The 17,616-nt window shown below is 36.4% G+C and carries 13 protein-coding genes and 2 tRNA genes; 7 read left to right on the top strand and 8 right to left on the bottom strand.

Annotated elements, in window-relative coordinates:
- Window position 1: 1 nt before the first annotated feature.
- Complete coding sequence (locus HUS24_RS14410) at window positions 2-376, bottom strand: diacylglycerol kinase (RefSeq protein ID WP_173912680.1); 375 nt, start codon at window positions 374-376, stop codon at window positions 2-4.
- 145 nt (window positions 377-521) lie between these two features.
- Complete coding sequence (locus HUS24_RS14405; RefSeq protein ID WP_173912679.1) at window positions 522-1,679, bottom strand: glycerophosphodiester phosphodiesterase; 1,158 nt, start codon at window positions 1,677-1,679, stop codon at window positions 522-524.
- A 260-nt stretch (window positions 1,680-1,939) separates the two neighbouring features.
- On the opposite strand from HUS24_RS14405, the gene HUS24_RS14400 reads away from it, so the two are divergent.
- From HUS24_RS14400 to HUS24_RS14390, 3 genes are all read left to right on the top strand, one after another.
- Entirely contained in the window at window positions 1,940-5,035 is a 3,096-nt protein-coding gene (locus HUS24_RS14400) for a multidrug efflux RND transporter permease subunit (RefSeq protein ID WP_173912678.1), read from the top strand.
- A gap of 150 nt (window positions 5,036-5,185) precedes the next feature.
- A complete protein-coding gene (mgtE, locus tag HUS24_RS14395; RefSeq protein ID WP_173912677.1) occupies window positions 5,186-6,538 on the top strand; it encodes a magnesium transporter in 1,353 nt (450 codons plus the stop codon).
- Between the two features lie 93 nt (window positions 6,539-6,631).
- Complete coding sequence (locus HUS24_RS14390) at window positions 6,632-7,216, top strand: DUF4112 domain-containing protein (protein WP_173912676.1); 585 nt, start codon at window positions 6,632-6,634, stop codon at window positions 7,214-7,216.
- A gap of 182 nt (window positions 7,217-7,398) precedes the next feature.
- Here HUS24_RS14390 and htpX read toward each other — a convergent pair whose 3' ends face one another.
- Together htpX and HUS24_RS14380 are read right to left on the bottom strand one after the other, a co-directional pair.
- A complete protein-coding gene (gene htpX / locus HUS24_RS14385) occupies window positions 7,399-8,304 on the bottom strand; it encodes a protease HtpX (protein WP_173912675.1) in 906 nt (301 codons plus the stop codon).
- Between the two features lie 256 nt (window positions 8,305-8,560).
- Window positions 8,561-9,454, bottom strand: coding sequence for a lytic transglycosylase domain-containing protein (locus HUS24_RS14380; protein WP_173912674.1), 894 nt, complete (start codon window positions 9,452-9,454; stop codon window positions 8,561-8,563).
- Between the two features lie 490 nt (window positions 9,455-9,944).
- Here HUS24_RS14380 and ttcA point away from each other — a divergent pair, with 490 nt between their 5' ends.
- Window positions 9,945-10,853 carry a tRNA 2-thiocytidine(32) synthetase TtcA gene (gene ttcA / locus HUS24_RS14375; protein WP_173912673.1) on the top strand — a complete coding sequence of 303 codons (909 nt, stop codon included), beginning with the start codon at window positions 9,945-9,947 and terminating at the stop codon, window positions 10,851-10,853.
- A gap of 223 nt (window positions 10,854-11,076) precedes the next feature.
- Window positions 11,077-11,460: an SCP2 sterol-binding domain-containing protein gene (locus HUS24_RS14370; RefSeq protein WP_173912672.1), complete on the top strand. Its 384-nt coding sequence runs from the start codon at window positions 11,077-11,079 to the stop codon at window positions 11,458-11,460.
- A 61-nt stretch (window positions 11,461-11,521) separates the two neighbouring features.
- Here HUS24_RS14370 and HUS24_RS14365 read toward each other — a convergent pair whose 3' ends face one another.
- Window positions 11,522-12,634, bottom strand: coding sequence for a transglycosylase SLT domain-containing protein (locus tag HUS24_RS14365; protein ID WP_173912671.1), 1,113 nt, complete (start codon window positions 12,632-12,634; stop codon window positions 11,522-11,524).
- Window positions 12,635-13,009: 375 nt separating this feature from the next.
- Between HUS24_RS14365 and greB the strand changes: the two genes are divergently transcribed.
- Together greB and HUS24_RS14355 are read left to right on the top strand one after the other, a co-directional pair.
- Window positions 13,010-13,504 carry a transcription elongation factor GreB gene (gene greB / locus HUS24_RS14360; RefSeq protein ID WP_173912670.1) on the top strand — a complete coding sequence of 165 codons (495 nt, stop codon included), beginning with the start codon at window positions 13,010-13,012 and terminating at the stop codon, window positions 13,502-13,504.
- A gap of 90 nt (window positions 13,505-13,594) precedes the next feature.
- Window positions 13,595-13,684, top strand: a tRNA-Ser gene (locus tag HUS24_RS14355).
- A 278-nt stretch (window positions 13,685-13,962) separates the two neighbouring features.
- On the opposite strand, the gene HUS24_RS14350 is transcribed toward HUS24_RS14355, so the two are convergent.
- The 3 genes from HUS24_RS14350 to HUS24_RS14340 form a co-directional block, all read right to left on the bottom strand.
- Window positions 13,963-14,035 (bottom strand) — tRNA-Arg (locus HUS24_RS14350).
- A gap of 160 nt (window positions 14,036-14,195) precedes the next feature.
- Window positions 14,196-15,668, bottom strand: a complete 1,473-nt coding sequence (locus tag HUS24_RS14345; protein WP_173912669.1) for an outer membrane protein transport protein — start codon at window positions 15,666-15,668, stop codon at window positions 14,196-14,198.
- A gap of 375 nt (window positions 15,669-16,043) precedes the next feature.
- A complete protein-coding gene (locus tag HUS24_RS14340; RefSeq protein ID WP_173912668.1) occupies window positions 16,044-17,408 on the bottom strand; it encodes an amino acid permease in 1,365 nt (454 codons plus the stop codon).
- Window positions 17,409-17,616 lie beyond the last annotated feature (208 nt).

Below are 17,616 nucleotides of genomic sequence, written 5' to 3'. Positions count from 1 at the left end.
TTTATAAAAATAAAATAATCGCCCATGTAATAAAAATAATAGACAGCGCAACAAATTGTGCTGCACTTCCCATATCTTTGGCATTTTTTGAAAGCTCGTGACGCTCTAAAGAAATACGATCAACGACTGCTTCTAAGGCAGAGTTAAATAGTTCAACAATGAGTGCGAATAAGCATACTGCGACCATTACTGCTTGTTCAGCCGCGCTAATGTCTAAGAAAAAAGTGATTGGAATTAATATTATATTCAATAAAACAATTTGTCGAAAGGCAGCTTCATTTTGAAAAGCCGCTTTAAAACCAGCTAGAGAATATCCAGTAGCATTTAGAATACGTTTAAAGCCAGTTTTACCTTTAAATGGAGAATAAGAATGCATGGGTGTCATTGAGAGAGAAAAAATAATATGAATGTTATTATTTTAAACTTAAAAGGGAATTAATTTTAGTTCAAAACTGCATTAATATAAGAATTGCCCAATAAATCATTTAAATTTATTGGGCAAAAGATATTTTATAATTGATTTATTTTTGAGTTGGGTTTGTTTTCCAATACACATCTAGTGTTTGGCGACCTAAACCAGGATCATCGGTAAATACGCCATCAACTCCTGCATTAAAGTACATTTCAAACTCTTTTTTCGCACCTGTTTCACAACGTTGGGCGGCATCAGTTTCTTTTTGACTACATTTTAGGTTTTTGGCTAAGAAACTATTTTCAGGGCGGAAGGTATAAGGATGAACTTTTAATCCAACTGCATGCGCATTTTTGACAAAATCTGATGGCGCTGTGAATGTTTCATTGAAAATATAAGGTTTCCAAGGCCCTACACCATCAGCATATTCAGCCACAGTTTTTAAGCCTTGTGCTGTCGCCATGTCTGCATATTTGATGGTATTTTTTTGTTCTACAAAGTCAGCAGGCTGCATGTCTTTTCCATCATAAAGCTGAATGATTTTAGCGTGTTTCAAAGACTTATGTAGAGAGAGTTGATCTTTTAAATATTTTAAATTGCTCACTTCAAAAGACTGTAGATAGATTGGTGCAATATCACGTGTATATTCATATTTTGCCAAAGTTTTAAGTAGCGTATCTTCCATGGCTAAGTTTTGTTTTTGGAAATAGGTAGGGTGTTTAGTTTCGATATATAAACCAATAATTTTTCCTGTTTTTTTGTAATGTGCATCAGCGAGTTCAATAATCTGCTCCAAAGTTGGAATCGCAAATTGATCATTATATTGGGTATTTGCAGGACGTTCTTTCGGGATGCGTTCACGTGCTTTGATTTGATTTAGCTCAGCCAAAGTAAAGTCTTCTGTAAACCAACCTGTGTGTGAAGTACCATCAACGATTTTGGTTTTTTGACGATCTGCAAATTGTGCAAGGGTGCTGACGTTAGAAGTGCCACCAATTTCATTTTCATGGCGTGCAACCAATACACCATCTTTGGTTGAAACTAAATCTGGTTCAATAAAGTCTGCGCCATCATCAATGGCTTTTTGATAGGATGCTAAGGTGTGTTCTGGACGTAAAGCACTTGCTCCTCGATGTCCAACAATAATAATTTTAGGTTCTTTATATTCAGGTTTGACTGTATGCGTTAAATTGTCATCATCATTATTGTCATTACAAGCTGTTAATACAGCCAAAAGACTTAAACTTAATATCGTTTTTTTAGGCATAATCCTATTATCCTGTATTTTTAGATAAATGAAGCCAAACTAATGTGCGTAATATTTCTTGCAGAATCATGAAAAGCAGGTTGGGTTTTACAAAATATAATGTTTAAGTTTCTTCATATTTTCTTCTTATTTTATTTTCTACACAGTTTTTCTGTTATTTATTCTTGTTTTTTATAGTTAAGTCACGGAATATCAATATAAATGGATTTAATTATAAAGACATTGCACCTTTATATTCATCTGATATAGAACAGACGATAATGCTCTCAAAATTTTTTATTCAACGACCGATTTTTGCAGCTGTGCTCGCGATTATTGTAATGGCGATCGGTATTTTTTCTGTGATGAATTTACCTGTGGAGCGCTATCCTGATATTGCGCCACCACGCATTACCATTTCAGCGACATATACAGGTGCAGATGCAGAAACAGTCGAAGAAAGTGTGACTCAGATTTTAGAGCAACAAATCAAAGGCATTGATCATTTACTGTATTTTAGTTCGAGTAGTGATTCGTCTGGACGAGCACGTGTGAGCCTGAGTTTTGAAAATGGCACAGATCCAGATACCGCCCAAGTCCAAGTGCAAAATAGTATTAATAGTGTGATTAATCGACTTCCTGAAGATGTGCAACGTCAGGGTGTTCGTGTGTATAAATCACTGGGTGATACTTTTATGGTGGTGGGTATTTATGATGCCAACAATAAAAGTACCAATATCGAATTAGGTGACTATGCTTCGAATCATATTGAACAAGAATTATCACGTATCGAAGGTGTTGGAGAAGTAGATGTTTTTGGCTCGTCTTATGCAATGCGCATTTGGTTAAATCCTAATTTATTGCGTCAATACCAACTAATGCCGAGTGATGTTCGCTCTGCGATTGAGTCACAAAATACCCAAGTGGCAGCAGGGGGCATCGGTGATTTACCTACGGTTCAAGATCAATACTTAAATGCCAAAGTCACCGCAGGTTCTCGTTTAAGAACTGTCGAAGAATTTGAAAATATTGTGGTGAAATCAAACGCTAATGGCAGTTATGTCTATTTAAAGGATGTCGCTCGTATAGAATTGGGGGCAGAAAACTATCAATCCTTTAATACGATTAATGGTTATCCATCTTCGGGAATGGGGATCTCTTTATCTTCTGGTGCAAATGCTTTAGCAACCTCGGCATTAATCAAAGCCGAACTCGCCAAAATTTCAGAAAATTTACCTGATGGATATAAGATTGTTTATCCACGAGATAATACGCCCTTTGTGCAAGAATCGATTAAAGAAGTTGTAAAGACGCTGATTGAAGCGATCATTTTGGTGGTGATCGTGATGTTCTTATTTTTGCAAAGTTGGCGTGCAACCTTGATTCCTACTATTACTGTGCCTGTAGTGATCTTAGGAACTTTTGCTGTGTTGTATCTGTTGGGTATGAGTATCAATACCTTGACCCTTTTTGCTTTAGTGCTTGCCATTGGTTTATTGGTCGATGATGCAATTGTAGTGGTGGAAAATGTCGAACGTTTGATGCATGAGCAAGGCTTGGATGCAAAACAAGCTTCAATCGCCTCGATGCAAGAAATTACAGGTGCTTTGATTGGGATTACAGTGGTATTGACTGCGGTTTTTATTCCGATGGCATTTTTTAGTGGTTCTACAGGCGTGATTTACCGACAATTTTCGATTACTTTGGTTGCTGCCATGAGTATTTCTTTAATCGTCGCTTTAATTCTAACTCCTGCGCTTTGTGCGATTATTTTAAAACCGAATGTACAACCTGCGAAATGGGCGATATGGGTCAACCAAAAATTAGACCAGTTAAAACATTTTTATATCAAACTGGTGAATATCACCTTGCGATTTAAGGCATTTATTTTGGTAGTTTTTGTGGGGCTGATCAGTGCATTTGCTTTAATTTATACAACTTTACCGACCAGTTTTATTCCCAGTGAAGATCAAGGCATCATTAGTGTAAATTTCCGACTTGCAGATGGTGCACCCATGAGCAAGAGCCAAGTCGTAGGAGAAAATATTCGTAAATATTTTCTTGAACAAGAACAACAAAATGTTGAGATCGTGTTGATTCGTTATGGTCGAAATTTTTCAGGTACAGGGCAAAACTTAGGTACAGGTTTTATTGCACTTAAACACTGGGATGAGCGTTCAGGTGCAGACAATTCAGCACAAGCAATTCGTGAACGAGCAATGCAGCATTTTAAAAAAGATCCGAATGCAACGATTACGGTCAATTTACCCTCATCGGTCAGTGGCTTGGGCGATAGCGATAGTTTAGAGTTTTGGGTACAAGATGTGGATGGTCAAGGGCGAAAATTCTTAGACCAGAAGTTTGATCTATTAAGAAAAAATGCTGAACAATTTAAAAGCTTTGAAAATCTAGATAAAAAGTCCAATCCTGACAAAGCCAAATTGAAAGTGCACATCGACCAAAAATTAGCAATGGCGAATGGCTTAACACAAACAGCGATTAATAGCACTTTGGCTGCGGCATGGGGCGGTTCTTATGTAAATGACTTTATTGATCGTGGGCGTATCAAACGTGTAATGATGCAAGGTGATGCCGAGTTTCGTGCAAAACCTGAAGACTTAAATGTTTGGACAGTGCGCAATGCACAAAACCAAATGATTCCATTTAGTAACTTTGCCCAAGTCGACTGGGAAGGTGGGCCAGATGTGGTGAACCGTTTCCAAGGATATACTGCTTTGCAAATGGAAGCCACAAGTGCAAAAAATGTCAGCTCAGGACAAGCAATGCAAGATGTTCAAAAAATGATTGCTGCTGAAAAAGGCATCAGTATTGCGTGGAGTGGTTTGTCGTATCAAGAGCAACAGTCGAGTAGTCAAGCGATTTGGTTGTATTTGATTTCGATAGGTTTTATTTTTCTGTGCTTGGCTGCGTTATATGAAAGTTGGTCGATTCCAACGGCAGTGCTTGCAGCTATTCCTTTGGGGATCGGTGGCAATATTATTTTTAGCAGTTTAGCTGGCTTTCCAAATGACATTTATTTTCAAATCGCTTTACTGACTACTATTGGTTTGTCATGTAAAAATGCGATTTTAATTGTTGAATTTGCGGCTTTGGCACAGGAAAAAGGTAAAACCGTTATTGATGCTGCTTTGCAAGGTGCAGCTTTACGTTTACGTCCGATTTTAATGACTTCATTAGCATTTGGAGCAGGTGTGATTCCTTTGGTATTTGCTTTTGGTGCAGGCGCTGCGAGTCGTCAAGAGATCGGAGTCAGCGTTTTAGGTGGCGTTATTTTCGGTACAGTTCTAGTTTTGATTTTTATTCCTTTTATGTATGTAATGGTGCGTTCGATTTTTAAAGTCAAGCAAAAAGCTTAAGTGAAAATATGCTGCTGAAGTTTAAATCTTGCGTGTGAGATTTGGCGATTTTAGTCATAGTTTTATGAGAATCTATAATCGGCTAGGGCTAAATTTGCTTTACTGAAACAACTCACTTTATGATGTAGCAAAATTACCAGAGTAATGTGTATGCAATTATCTTCTCAGCTAATTTTAAATCTAGAAAAAGCAATCCAAGATTATGATATTGAAGAAATTAAACATTTAATTACTCAAGTAAATCATACTGATTTAGCTGATTTATTGGCAAGTTTAAGTTTTGATCAACAGCTTAAACTCATTGAATATTTACCTCATGCTGCCTATGTGTTTGAGTTTTTAAGCTTGCCGCAGCAACTTGAAATTGCACTCAAATTACCTAAGGTAGAGTTGGTACAGTTGATTTCCGATATGCATTCGGATGATCGAACCGATTTATTTAAAAATTTGCCTTTAAAATTACAACATGAAGTTTATGCGTTATTAAGCCCGCAAAAACAACAGCAAATTAAACAACTTGCTCAGTATGCTGAACAATCAGCAGGGGCAATCATGAGTTCAGATTTTGTGACTTTAGCACCTGATCTGAATATGAGCCAAGCCATTGAGCAATTACGCCAACAAGCGTCTGACCGTGAAACTTTATATCTGATTTATATTACCGATCAAGAGCTGAAACTTTTGGGTGTAGTATCTTTACGAGAAATTATTTTAGCTGAAGCAAATAAAACCATTGCTGAAATTATGACCACTGATCTGGTCGTCGGTTATGTGTATGATGACCAAGAAAGTATTGCTCAAAAGCTGAGTCATTATGATTTTATAGCATTACCGATCATTGATGATGCACAACATTTACAAGGGATCGTGACTTATGACGATGCTATGGATGTTGTACAAGAAGAAATGACCGAGGACTTTTTAAAGTCTAGTGCGGTAAGTAGTTCACCCAATTTTAGTTTGAAGACAGCACCTATTTTATTTTTATATAAAAAACGGGTGTTTTGGCTGGTCATTTTGGTCTTTGGAAGCTTGTTGTCGGGTATTGGTATTGCACATTTTGAAGATATTATCGCTGCTAATATTGTACTGGTGTTCTTTTTACCGCTGTTGGTGGGCAGTGGCGGGAATGCAGGCTCACAATCAGCCACGTTAATGGTACGTGCATTGGCAATGGGCGATGTTGAGTTAAAAGATTGGTTAAAACTGATAGGGCGAGAAACCCTTGTTGCACTCTGTTTGGGGGGCACAATGGCATTTGCAGTTTCTATATTGGGCTATATCCGTGGCGATGCTATGGTGGCTTTGGTGTTGGCGCTTAGTATGATGGGAATTGTGTTGCTGGGATGTTTAATTGGCATGAGTTTACCATTTATTCTAAATCGCCTGAAACTAGATCCTGCAAGTGCGTCTGCTCCACTAGTCACCTCTATCTGTGATGCAACAGGGGTAATTGTTTATCTATTTATTGCTTCTATTTTTTTAGGTCAAGTAATCGCATAGTGGATCGTAGCTAAATATTAAACTTATACACAACATGCTGAATTTATTGGTTATGATTTGGAAATAAAATCGAATTGGATTTATTTTCTGAAAATGAGTACACAAAAAAAATTAACCACTCAAGAAGTCATTCGACTTGAACGTGATTTGGCAAAATTTGCCAACATGATGGACTCGGTTGTGCGTATTCCTTTTACTAAGCAAGGCGTGGGTGCTGATGCTGCACTAAGTACTATTCCTGTTGCAGGGGATGTTGCTGGTTTTATTCTGACTTGTTATGCCATCTATAAAGCCAAACAATTGGGCGTACCTCAGTCTAAGCTGAATGGTGTTCTAAAACTTGCAATGATGGATGCTGTGGTTGGGTTTATTCCTGTACTTGGAACTTTATTTGATATTTTTATTCGTCCAAGCCGAAAAGCATTAGATGTAGTACACGAACATATTCAAACAGAATATCAAATCAAAACAGAAGATCATGTGATTCATCCATTTTTACATGAACGCTTAGAGCAAAAACAACAACATTCTGCATTTTGGCGTAATCCAGTGGTTGCGTGGCTGTGGATTCATATTCCAGATTTACTCGGTGCAGTCGTTTTGATTTTAATTGGTTTGGCGATGTGGTTTGGTCTGAGTTGGTTATGGGAGGTATATCAAACATGGTCTCAGCGTTAACTCATAGAAATAGAATATTTGGTTAAACTTGAGAAGTTACTTGGAGTTGATCAGCAAAAAACCTAAAAGTCTATTGGTATCAACTATAAAATAGCCGTTCTTTTAAGATTAGGTTATAAAATAAGAAAGCTTCCCGAAGGAAGCTTTTTATATATGAATATCATCATTTGATGAAATTTACATTAAGGTAAGTTGAGTTGACGTAAAGCAGCAACACGTTGCTCAATGCTTGGGTGCGTTTGGAACAATGCAGCCAAACTAAAACCTTGTTCTTTACCTTCTGCGATCGCAAATGCTTTCATTTCTTTTGGCATTTGATCAGGCATTTCTGATTCAGCTTGTAAGCGTAACAATGCTGAAATCATGGCTTCTTTACCCGCTAAACGTGCTCCAGCTTCATCGGCACGATATTCACGATAACGAGAGAACCACATCACAATCGCTGAAGCTAAAATACCAAACACAATATCAAGTACAATAGAAATGATGAAGTAGGCAATACCTGGTGCTTCACCGTCTTCACGACCAAAGACATTACGGTCAATGAAATCACCCACTACACGTGCAAAGAACATTACAAAAGCGTTCACAATACCTTGGATCAGGGATAATGTCACCATGTCGCCATTGGCAACGTGACCAATCTCATGCGCAAGTACAGCGCGTAGCTCATCTTTATTCATACGCTCAAGCAAACCTGTGGACACTGAAACGAGCGCATCGTTTTTATTCCAACCAGTTGCAAAGGCATTGGATTGATAAGAAGGGAAGATCCCGACATCTGGCATTTTAATTCCAGAACGTTGAGCAAGTTGAGCAACCTCTTGAATTAACCATGCTTCAGCTTGGTTACGTGGTGCATTTGGATCAATTAATTCAGTACCTGTTGTTTTTAATGCCATCCATTTAGACATAAACAGTGAGATGAGAGAACCCACCATACCAAAAACAAAACAGATGACTAATAGGTTGCCTAAGTTTAGACCGCCAGCGCCGTGGTAACTACCAACACCTAAAACCGATAGGAGAATGCCAGCTACAACCAGTACTGCGAGGTTGGTAAGCAAGAACAAACCAATCCGCATCATTGAGAAAATCCTCTTAATAATAAAAATAACATGATTTATAAAATATAAATCCACAATGAAATATGAGGATTATCCTATCAAAATTCAAGAAGGATTGAAAAAATCTATATCAATAAATTCGCTTTAATTTTGCTATAAGTAGAGTGAGATAAAAAAATAGCCGAAATTATTCGACTATTATTTTTTAATTCTCTTATGTAGAGAAATGGCTTTATTTTTAGATCATTTATTTAAGAAATCATTTTAAAGTGATTTCTTAATTGGATATATAGATTCGAGCAGATGCAGTCGCATGGTTGGTCGAATAAGAACCTGCTGGCGCATCCGTAAAACTATTGCCATCACTTGCTACAATAATCGGACGCTGTGAATATTGTGATTTTGCAACAGTGTTTTCACTTGGTGCATTGTAATTGCTGGATTGGGCAATAACTTGACCTTGTGAAGAAGTATTGGGGGTTGAGTTACTGGTGGCGTTTGAAGTGCTCGCTGCGGTTAAGCCTACGCCACTAGCATATAAGTTATTGTAACGACTGGATACTCGTCTGACATAGTCTTGCGTTTCACGAAAAGGTGGGATACCTCCATATTTATCGACATTGCCTTCACCTGCATTGTAGGCAGCCAAAGCGAGGTTCGTATTGCCATTAAAACGTTTAAGCAACCAACTTAAATATTTCGCTCCACCAAAAATATTTTGCTGAGGATCATAAGAGTTTGACACATTAAACCGACGTGCTGTCGCAGGCATGAGTTGCATTAAACCTTGTGCACCGACAGGCGAACGTGCATTCGAGTTAAAACCTGATTCGGTATGCATCACCGCTTTAATTAAGCCTTCAGAAATGCCATGTGTCGCTGCAGCTTGTTGAATGATATGGTCATAAGCATTTTTATTACGACTATAGCTCGGCAAAACAGAAGCTTCAGAACTTCCCCAATTGCTATAACTATGAATGTTACTGTCTGGATAATAAGTAACTTTAACTTTTTGCAGCGAACGATCAGAACTTTTTTTGTTGGTCAGTAGGGTACTGCCTTGTTGATCTTTATAAATATAGATTTGCCCCGCATAGCTTGATGTCGCCACAACACCAAAACTTAAGCAAGTTAAACAAGATAGCACCGACGCACGGATAAAATTTCTCATTTTAATATTATATTTTTCCCCAATTTGCTTGGAGTTTAGCAAAGTTCGGCTAAGAGTAAAACCTTGAATTGATTTTTATCAAGACAAATAGAAAAAATCAAGCACCAACTGATCTGCAAATAATCAAAAAAATTAATTTTATTTTTTTATTTTTAGAGCTCTTGACTATTGTAACTATTTGAATTTTATTTAAAAAAATAAGTGATTAAAAAGTGAGCAATCTAAAGAGAAAGCCCATCTCTTCGGCTATATCGTTTGTCAAGCCCTCAACAATCCACAATTTTATCCACAGGTTTTGTGGAAAACTGTGGAAAAGTTTAAAAGATAAGCACTTAGCAAGTATTTTGCACAGAATCTACCATTTTATCCTGCAAGGTACGACAGTTGCATGACAAAATCGCATTATTGTAAAAAACAAAAATCTTTAGATGTTATATGTCCACAAATCGGCTAAAATTGTGCAGCATTTTTTTTTGGGTAATTTTCCTCTATGTACTCGCCAGTTGAGTCCGATCAAGGATTTAATTTCAAACCAGAACTTCCTACAAGTTCAGCTTATTATCGCTTGTTAAAAAAACTTCGTCGTCAAGTAGGTCATGCAATTCGTGATTTTAAAATGATTGAGGATGGCGATAAAGTCATGGTCTGTGTTTCTGGAGGAAAGGACAGTTACACATTGCTTGATATTTTGTTGCAATTTAAACGTATTGCACCGATTAACTTTGATGTGGTGGCGGTCAATCTGGATCAAAAACAGCCAGGTTTCCCTGAAGATGTCTTACCCAAGTTTATGGAAGAAAATAACATTCCTTATTATATTTTGGAAAAAGACACGTATAGCATCACCAAACGTTTAACGCCTGAAGGAAAAACATACTGTGCAGTATGTTCACGCTTACGTCGTGGCTCACTCTATGGTTTTGCACAAGAAATTGGTGCGACCAAAGTGGCTTTAGGTCATCATCGTGATGACATCATGGCGACATTCTTTTTGAATCTATTTCATGGCGGTAGCTTAAAAGCGATGCCACCGAAACTATTATCTTCGGATAAAAAGAATATTTTGATTCGTCCACTGGCATATGTGGAAGAAAAAGACATTATTAAATACGCTGAAATGCGTAAATTTCCAATTATTCCATGCAATTTATGTGGTTCTCAGGAAAATTTACAACGTGCCATGATCAATGACATGCTACGTGAATGGGATAAACAATATCCAAAACGTTTACACAGTATTTTTGGTGCAATGCAAAATGTATCGCCATCACAATTGGCTGACCGTGAGTTATTTGACTTTGAAGCACTTGATTCACAACGTGAATTTGATATGAAATGTGACACTGAAGAGTCTAAAAAGCGTTTAGATGTGGTCAACTTAAGTTTTGCAGCAGATTGAGCACTTTTGCTATTTAAATGAGCAAATCAGACATTTATATTGAGATGAATGTCTGATTTTTAAAAATAAAACGATAAAATCAATAAAAATAGAATAGTCAGTACAAAAAACTTTAGCCTAAATTGAAATTATCATGTTATAACCTTAAACAAGCGAAAAGCTTCATGATGTTGTTTGGATAGACAACACAATAAATGAATAAATAATTTTTTGAGGAATGAACATGCCTGCATTTTTAACTGATGATTGGTTTGCAATTGTAGAAAAACTGACTGCTGAAGCTGGTGATCTTAATTTACCGCCTGCATTGGCAAATCTTGCAATCAACCTTGTTGTTGCTGATGATAATGGCAATACTGAAATGTCTTTAGACGGTGGTAAAATCGTAAAAGGCTTATCTTCAAATGCAAAAACAACTTTGAATATGGATGGCGAAACTCTTCGTAAAGTATTCTTAGAATTTGATATGGCTGCTGCAATGCAAGCATTCATGACAGGTAAAATCAAAGTTCAAGGTGATATGTCACAATTAATGGCATTACAAACTGCAAAACCAAGCCAAGAACAAAAAGATTTATTCAAAAAAGTACTTGAGCAAACTGCTTAAGACTATGTTTGAGAAAAAAGGGCTTACATTGTGTAAGCCTTTTTTATGTCAGCAGATAAAACTAAATGGTCATCAAAGTCGGTGTGTTTTTGATATGTTCCAAGTAAGCACGGATACGTGTCACATATTGTACTGCTTGCTTATAACGCCCATTGCGCGCTTGATTCTTGCTTAGAAATTCGTACATATTGATCCAATCATTTGGATTTTTACCTTGTGATTTTAAACGCTTTTGAATCGCATCTACAGCACCAGGTCCCATATTGTAAGCAATTAACGCATACCAATGACGATCAGGATTTTGAATATAAGCATAACGATTAAGCATTTGATTAAAATACTTTGCGCCGCCTTGTATGCTTTGGGTTGGGTCTGTTCGATTAGAAACCCCCATCGCACGTGCAGTAGCATTGGTTAACATCATCAAACCACGCACACCTGTGGGAGAAACAGAGTCTGGCTTTAGATAAGATTCTTGATAACCAATCGCAGCAAGTAAATGCCAATCCATATCATACTGTTGTGCAGTTTTTTTGAAACTGGCTTTGTAGATCGGTAAACGTTGTTTTAGATCACGTTGAATCACATTCCAGTCATTTTGCTTAACCACATTACGATTATAAAAAGACGCCAATTGTTGAATTGAACCATTTTGCTTACTTTGACAAATAAAACCACTTGCCGTTTCAGTGAGTGGATCGTCTGCACGTTTAAATACCCAATTAATTTCAGGATTTAACCCATTTTTCTGCAAACTGTTTAAGTCACCACAGGTTGCAGAAAATGATGATAACTTTTTTGCTTCAATTCGATCAAAAGTTGCTGTGGTAATGGCAAAATTTACTTTGCCTTGAGCAACCATTTTTAAAGCAGCAGCATTATCTGGTACTGTTTTAAAATCTAACTTTACATTTAGACTTTGCGCATAGTCTTGTGCTAAATCATAACCAAAACCATGTTGGTATTGACCTTCTTTAAACACAATTGTAGGGTTGGATACAGCAACTACTGTTAATGTATTGGTATTAACAACAGTATTGTACTGATTGGTTTTAGTGGCATTAATACTATGAAATGGCATTAATGCGCTGGTTAACACTAAAGCTTTTACTGGGAGCGTTGAAAAAAAAGAATCGAAGTTTATCCTCGACCCAGATGTTGAATTACTGTGCATGTTGTCTCCGCTACAAGCAATTTATGCCCAAAAAAGCTGTAGCAAAAGCTACTCGAACTTTTTGAAGTTGATAAATTCAATAAGGGTGGGCAGGCATGGACGTCATTCAAAAAATGACATATGGGAAAGTTAAAACTTTATGGCTACATCATGAAACTAAGCGATAAAGTACAAAAAATAGACAATTTAAAACATGTGCGAATAATAAAGTTGAAAATTTAAAATGTCAAATTTTGTACTAAAAATATTTATTTTGCTGAACATAATCTACTGATTTAATTGGTGAAAAAGTTTTATAATATTTTTATGTGTAGAAAGTGTGCATTTTTTATTTAAAAATGTAGGAATTTTCTGCTAAGACCATAGGGCGAAATCATGAAATCTAACTTAATTACTCGTACAGGACATGATCAATTGGTCGCTGAATTACAACATCTATGGCATGACGAACGACCTGAAATTACCAAAAAGGTTAACTGGGCTGCAAGTCTTGGAGATCGGAGTGAAAATGCAGATTATCAATATAATAAACAAATACTTAGGAAAATAGATCGACGTGTTCGCTATTTAGGAAAACGTTTAGAGGAATTAAGAATAATTGATTTTTCTCCTGAACAAGAAGGTAAAGTTTATTTTGGTGCTTGGGTTGAAATAGAAAATGATTTAGGTGAACAAAAAACAGTTCGAATAGTAGGAGTCGATGAAATTTATGATCATCATCCACAAAATATTTCAATTGATTCACCAATGGCACGTGCGATGTTATCAAAACAAGTGGATGATGAATTCGAAGTAATAACGCCATTAGGTAAAAAAAATTGGTACATTAATGCGATTCGTTATGAAAAGCCTGAAAATTCATCGAATTAAAAGAATGTGATTTTATTTTGAGCATTTAAATCTATATTTTTATAAAAACATTTGCCAAATTCAATTTTTATTTATATTATAGCCGCCATTGGAAGCGTGGCAGAGCGGTTTAATGCACCGGTCTTGAAAACCGACGAGGGTGTGAGTCCTCCGTGAGTTCGAATCTCACCGCTTCCGCCAAATATTTAAATAAGCCCTTGTAAGAACAAGGGCTTATTTTTTACTCATATACATAAGTTTATGTAATATAATTTAATTATAAGTATTAAAATAAATATTAAATTATTAAGGTTAAAACAAATTTAATTATTAACTTCTGACACTTTTTAATAATTAAATAGTTAATTGAAAAACGTGTTTCTAAAAATCAAATAAGGAGAGTTATGAAAAAATGGAAGAATGCTCGTGCATAGGTCTTATCATACGCTTTAGTATAAGATTTTTATTAAATATAAAATTGCGCTCTGCGGGACTCGAACCCACGTCGGTCGCTTAGGAGGCAACTGCTCTATCCAGTTAAGCTAAGGGCGCATTAAAAACATCAATGTAATGCAAAATTTTTTAAAAATAAAGTGTAAATCAGATACTTATTGAACAATTAAACACAAGATATAACTTTAAAATCATAAAATAAAAACCTCTTTAACATGCTCAAATATCTGCAAAATTAAAGAGGTTTATTTACTAATTACTAAAATTTATAACCTATTTTCAAACCATAGGCGATTGCATTATTGTCACTAAAATCCGCAACATAATCACCACCTGCATTTTGTGAAGCGACTTGACCTTTTGCATCACCCAACCAAAAATATTTTACACCGCCTGCAATGAAATAATTTGGTGCAGGACTGAATTGTAATCCAACTCCTAAATTCCAATAACCTTCAGTTGGTCCAAGTGCAGTCACTGGATTACCAGCGCCTGAGTCCCAACCTACGGAAACATTCCCCGACCATTGATCATTTAACTTACGACCTACACCAACAGTGGCATTCCATTGATCTTTAGAATATTGCAGTAGGTTAAATCCATCTGGACGGTTAATTGTTGGTAATTGTCCTACGATGTCGGAAACCATACCAAATTTGACAGGACGCAATTCAAAGTCTTTCCAGTTTACCCAACGAATATTGGCAAATGCAACGGTATCTTTCATTATCCCTGACTGTAAGTCTAGGTTTACAGATTGTGGGGTACTAATTTTTGTATCGCCTGAAGCAGTTGCGATTTGTGTAGCCGCTGCTGCAACATTATCACCAAGTAAAGCTAAAGCAGGCAAAGTCGGTAGTTTTTCTATAGTTTCAATATCATGATCAATTTTAGAACGATAAGTTACAGATGCCTTAAGGGCTATTTCTGGAATTTGAAATGCTGCACCCGCAAGCCAACCAACGCCATCGGTTTCTTTGAGGGTTGCATCATAACCGTTGTAAACACTGGTAGCTTGCCCCCGTAAACTTAGTTTTCCTTCAATAGTCTGATATACACCACCCGCATAGAAATTGAAGTTTTTATTTGGTTGAAAACCAAAAATCATCGCCAGATTATGCGATTCAACTTCGGCTTTGGTACTGCCTTGACCTAATAAACCATTAACTTGCGCAATACCTGCATCAACTTGTTTTGCGACTGCCGCATCAATAATGTCTTTGGTATTGCCTAATGGTGTTGCAACATTATTGTTATACATGGCTTGCGCTGTGGCCACTGGAATATTTGCCTGCTTTGCAAAAGTTTCGATACCTAAAGGTATGCTACTGGCAATTTTTGATGCTCTTAAGGAATGCATCATAGCTGTGGGTAAAATAGTTGTATTTGCATCAGTAACAAAAACATTGTTTCCTTTATATTCAATATCAGCACCAAATGGTTGATCGTAGAGCAAACCAAAAGAGATATGATCAGTGAGTTGAAGTTTGATTGCAGCAGAAGGAAAGTAGTAATCATTGCCCATGTCTTCGATATGACGGGTTGTTTCACTGCTGCCTGCTTCCTGACCTTCGACCGTAGGGTCAAGTATGGAAATTCCTGCTTCAAAGTAATTATTGGGTTGTAAAAATGCCGAAATAGATTGTCCTGAACGATCCATAGCTGCGGCAAACGTTCCTGTAACGGGCATACAGCAGAGCAATACTGCTGAATAAAGCGTATTCATTTTCATTGATCTATTCCTTGATATTATTTTAAATTTCTTTTGTTTTTCATTCCCTGTACAGTCCATGAATACATACTATTGATGATTCACTGTACAATTTGAACATAGCATGTTTAAAAATAAGCACAATATTTTTTTGGTAAATTTGACAAATGGGACTGTCAAAATGGTCATTTTTAAAGTAAATAGATCGTTTTTAGAACCAATGAAGTTAGAAAATTTTGATTATTTTTTAGATGGTTAATTTGCATGATATATAAAAAAAAGAGATATTGAGCACAATTCAATATCTCTTTTTGACTCAGTTGCTTGAGTGGTTGTTGTTGCTTTATTATGAAGAATTAATTGAAATTTATCGCAATTTATTCCTCAAAATTAACATTAATCGCCTTTTGGTTGCTCACTGTTGAGAACCTTATAAAGACCGTACATTAATAAAATCCAAATCGGAATCATATATACAGATTCTTTAAAACCTTGTGTCCACATGATATAGAGCACAACTGCAATAAACGCCAATACAAGGTAATTACTTAGAGGTGCCCACAGTGCAGGGAATTTGGTTTTCAATCCTTGTTTGAGCATTGCTTGTTTGAATTTTAAATGGGTTAAGCTGATCATTGCCCAGTTTAAAACCAATGCACCCACAACAATATAGATTAAATGACTTAACGCTTGTTCTGGTACAAAGTAGTTAAGTAATACGCAACCAAAGATCAGTAAGGCAGAGAATAATACCGCAGGAATTGGAACACCTTGTTTATTCACTTTTTTAAAGATAGTTGGTGCATTGCCTTGTTCAGCCAAACCATACAGCATACGACTATTGGCATACATACCACTGTTATAAACTGAAAGTGCAGCAGTAAGGATAATGAAGTTAACCAGATTTGCCGCCCAACCGATACCAATTAAGCTAAATACCATAACAAATGGACTTTTATCTAAACTACCACCATCAAACTGATTCCAAGGTACTAAAGATAATAAAATCGCAATAGAACCAATGTAGAAAATTAAAATACGAGGAATAATTTGGTTGATTGCTTTAGGAATAGTTTTTTCAGGATCTTTTGCTTCAGCAGCAGCCATCCCAATTAATTCAATTCCCCCAAAGGCGAACATTAAAAAGGCAAGCATGTAGAATAAACCTTCAAAACCATGTGGGAAAAATCCACCATGTTCCCAAAGATTACTAAAGCTATAACCTGCTGTTGGGTCTGCAGTAAAAATCAAATACAAACCAAAAACGATCATGGCAATAATCGCAGTGACTTTGATGATAGAAAGCCAAAACTCTGATTCACCATAAAATTTAACATTGGCTAAATTAATGGCTGTGATCGTAATGAAAAAGAACAGAACAGATGACCAAGCAGGAATATGAGGCCACCAATAATTAATGTATTTTGCGGCAGCAGTCAGTTCGGACATCGCGACCAAAATATAGAGAATCCAATAATTCCAACCAGCCAAAAAGCCAGCGAATTTACCCCAATATTTATTGGCAAAATGGGCAAAAGAGCCTGCGACAGGTTCTTCAACGATCATTTCACCTAATTGGCGCATGATTAAAAATGCAATAAGACCACCAATGGCATAACCCAAAATAATGGATGGACCTGCAGATTGGATGACTTGCGCAGAACCTAAAAATAAGCCAGTACCAATTGCACCACCCATTGCGATGAGTTGGATATGACGATTCTTTAAGCCACGCTGAAGGGAAGTTGACTCTTTATTCAAAATGATCAGCCCGACAATGGATAAGAAAGCGATTGTAATTGATTGATTTCAGTTCTCCTAGTATTCCGCAGTTGATTTTAACTGACTCGCCAGATTTTAATTTTATGCTTATTCTAAAAAACCATTAAAAATTATGTAAATAGTATTATTTGTATGTAAGCAAATTTTGTGAATTGTTTGGTTTATTTCTCTTATTTTTTATACTTAA

Origin of the sequence: Acinetobacter sp. Marseille-Q1618 (assembly GCF_902809855.1) — a bacterium.
Lineage (GTDB): Bacteria > Pseudomonadota > Gammaproteobacteria > Pseudomonadales > Moraxellaceae > Acinetobacter.
This window is presented reverse-complemented; position numbering and strand designations above follow the sequence as displayed.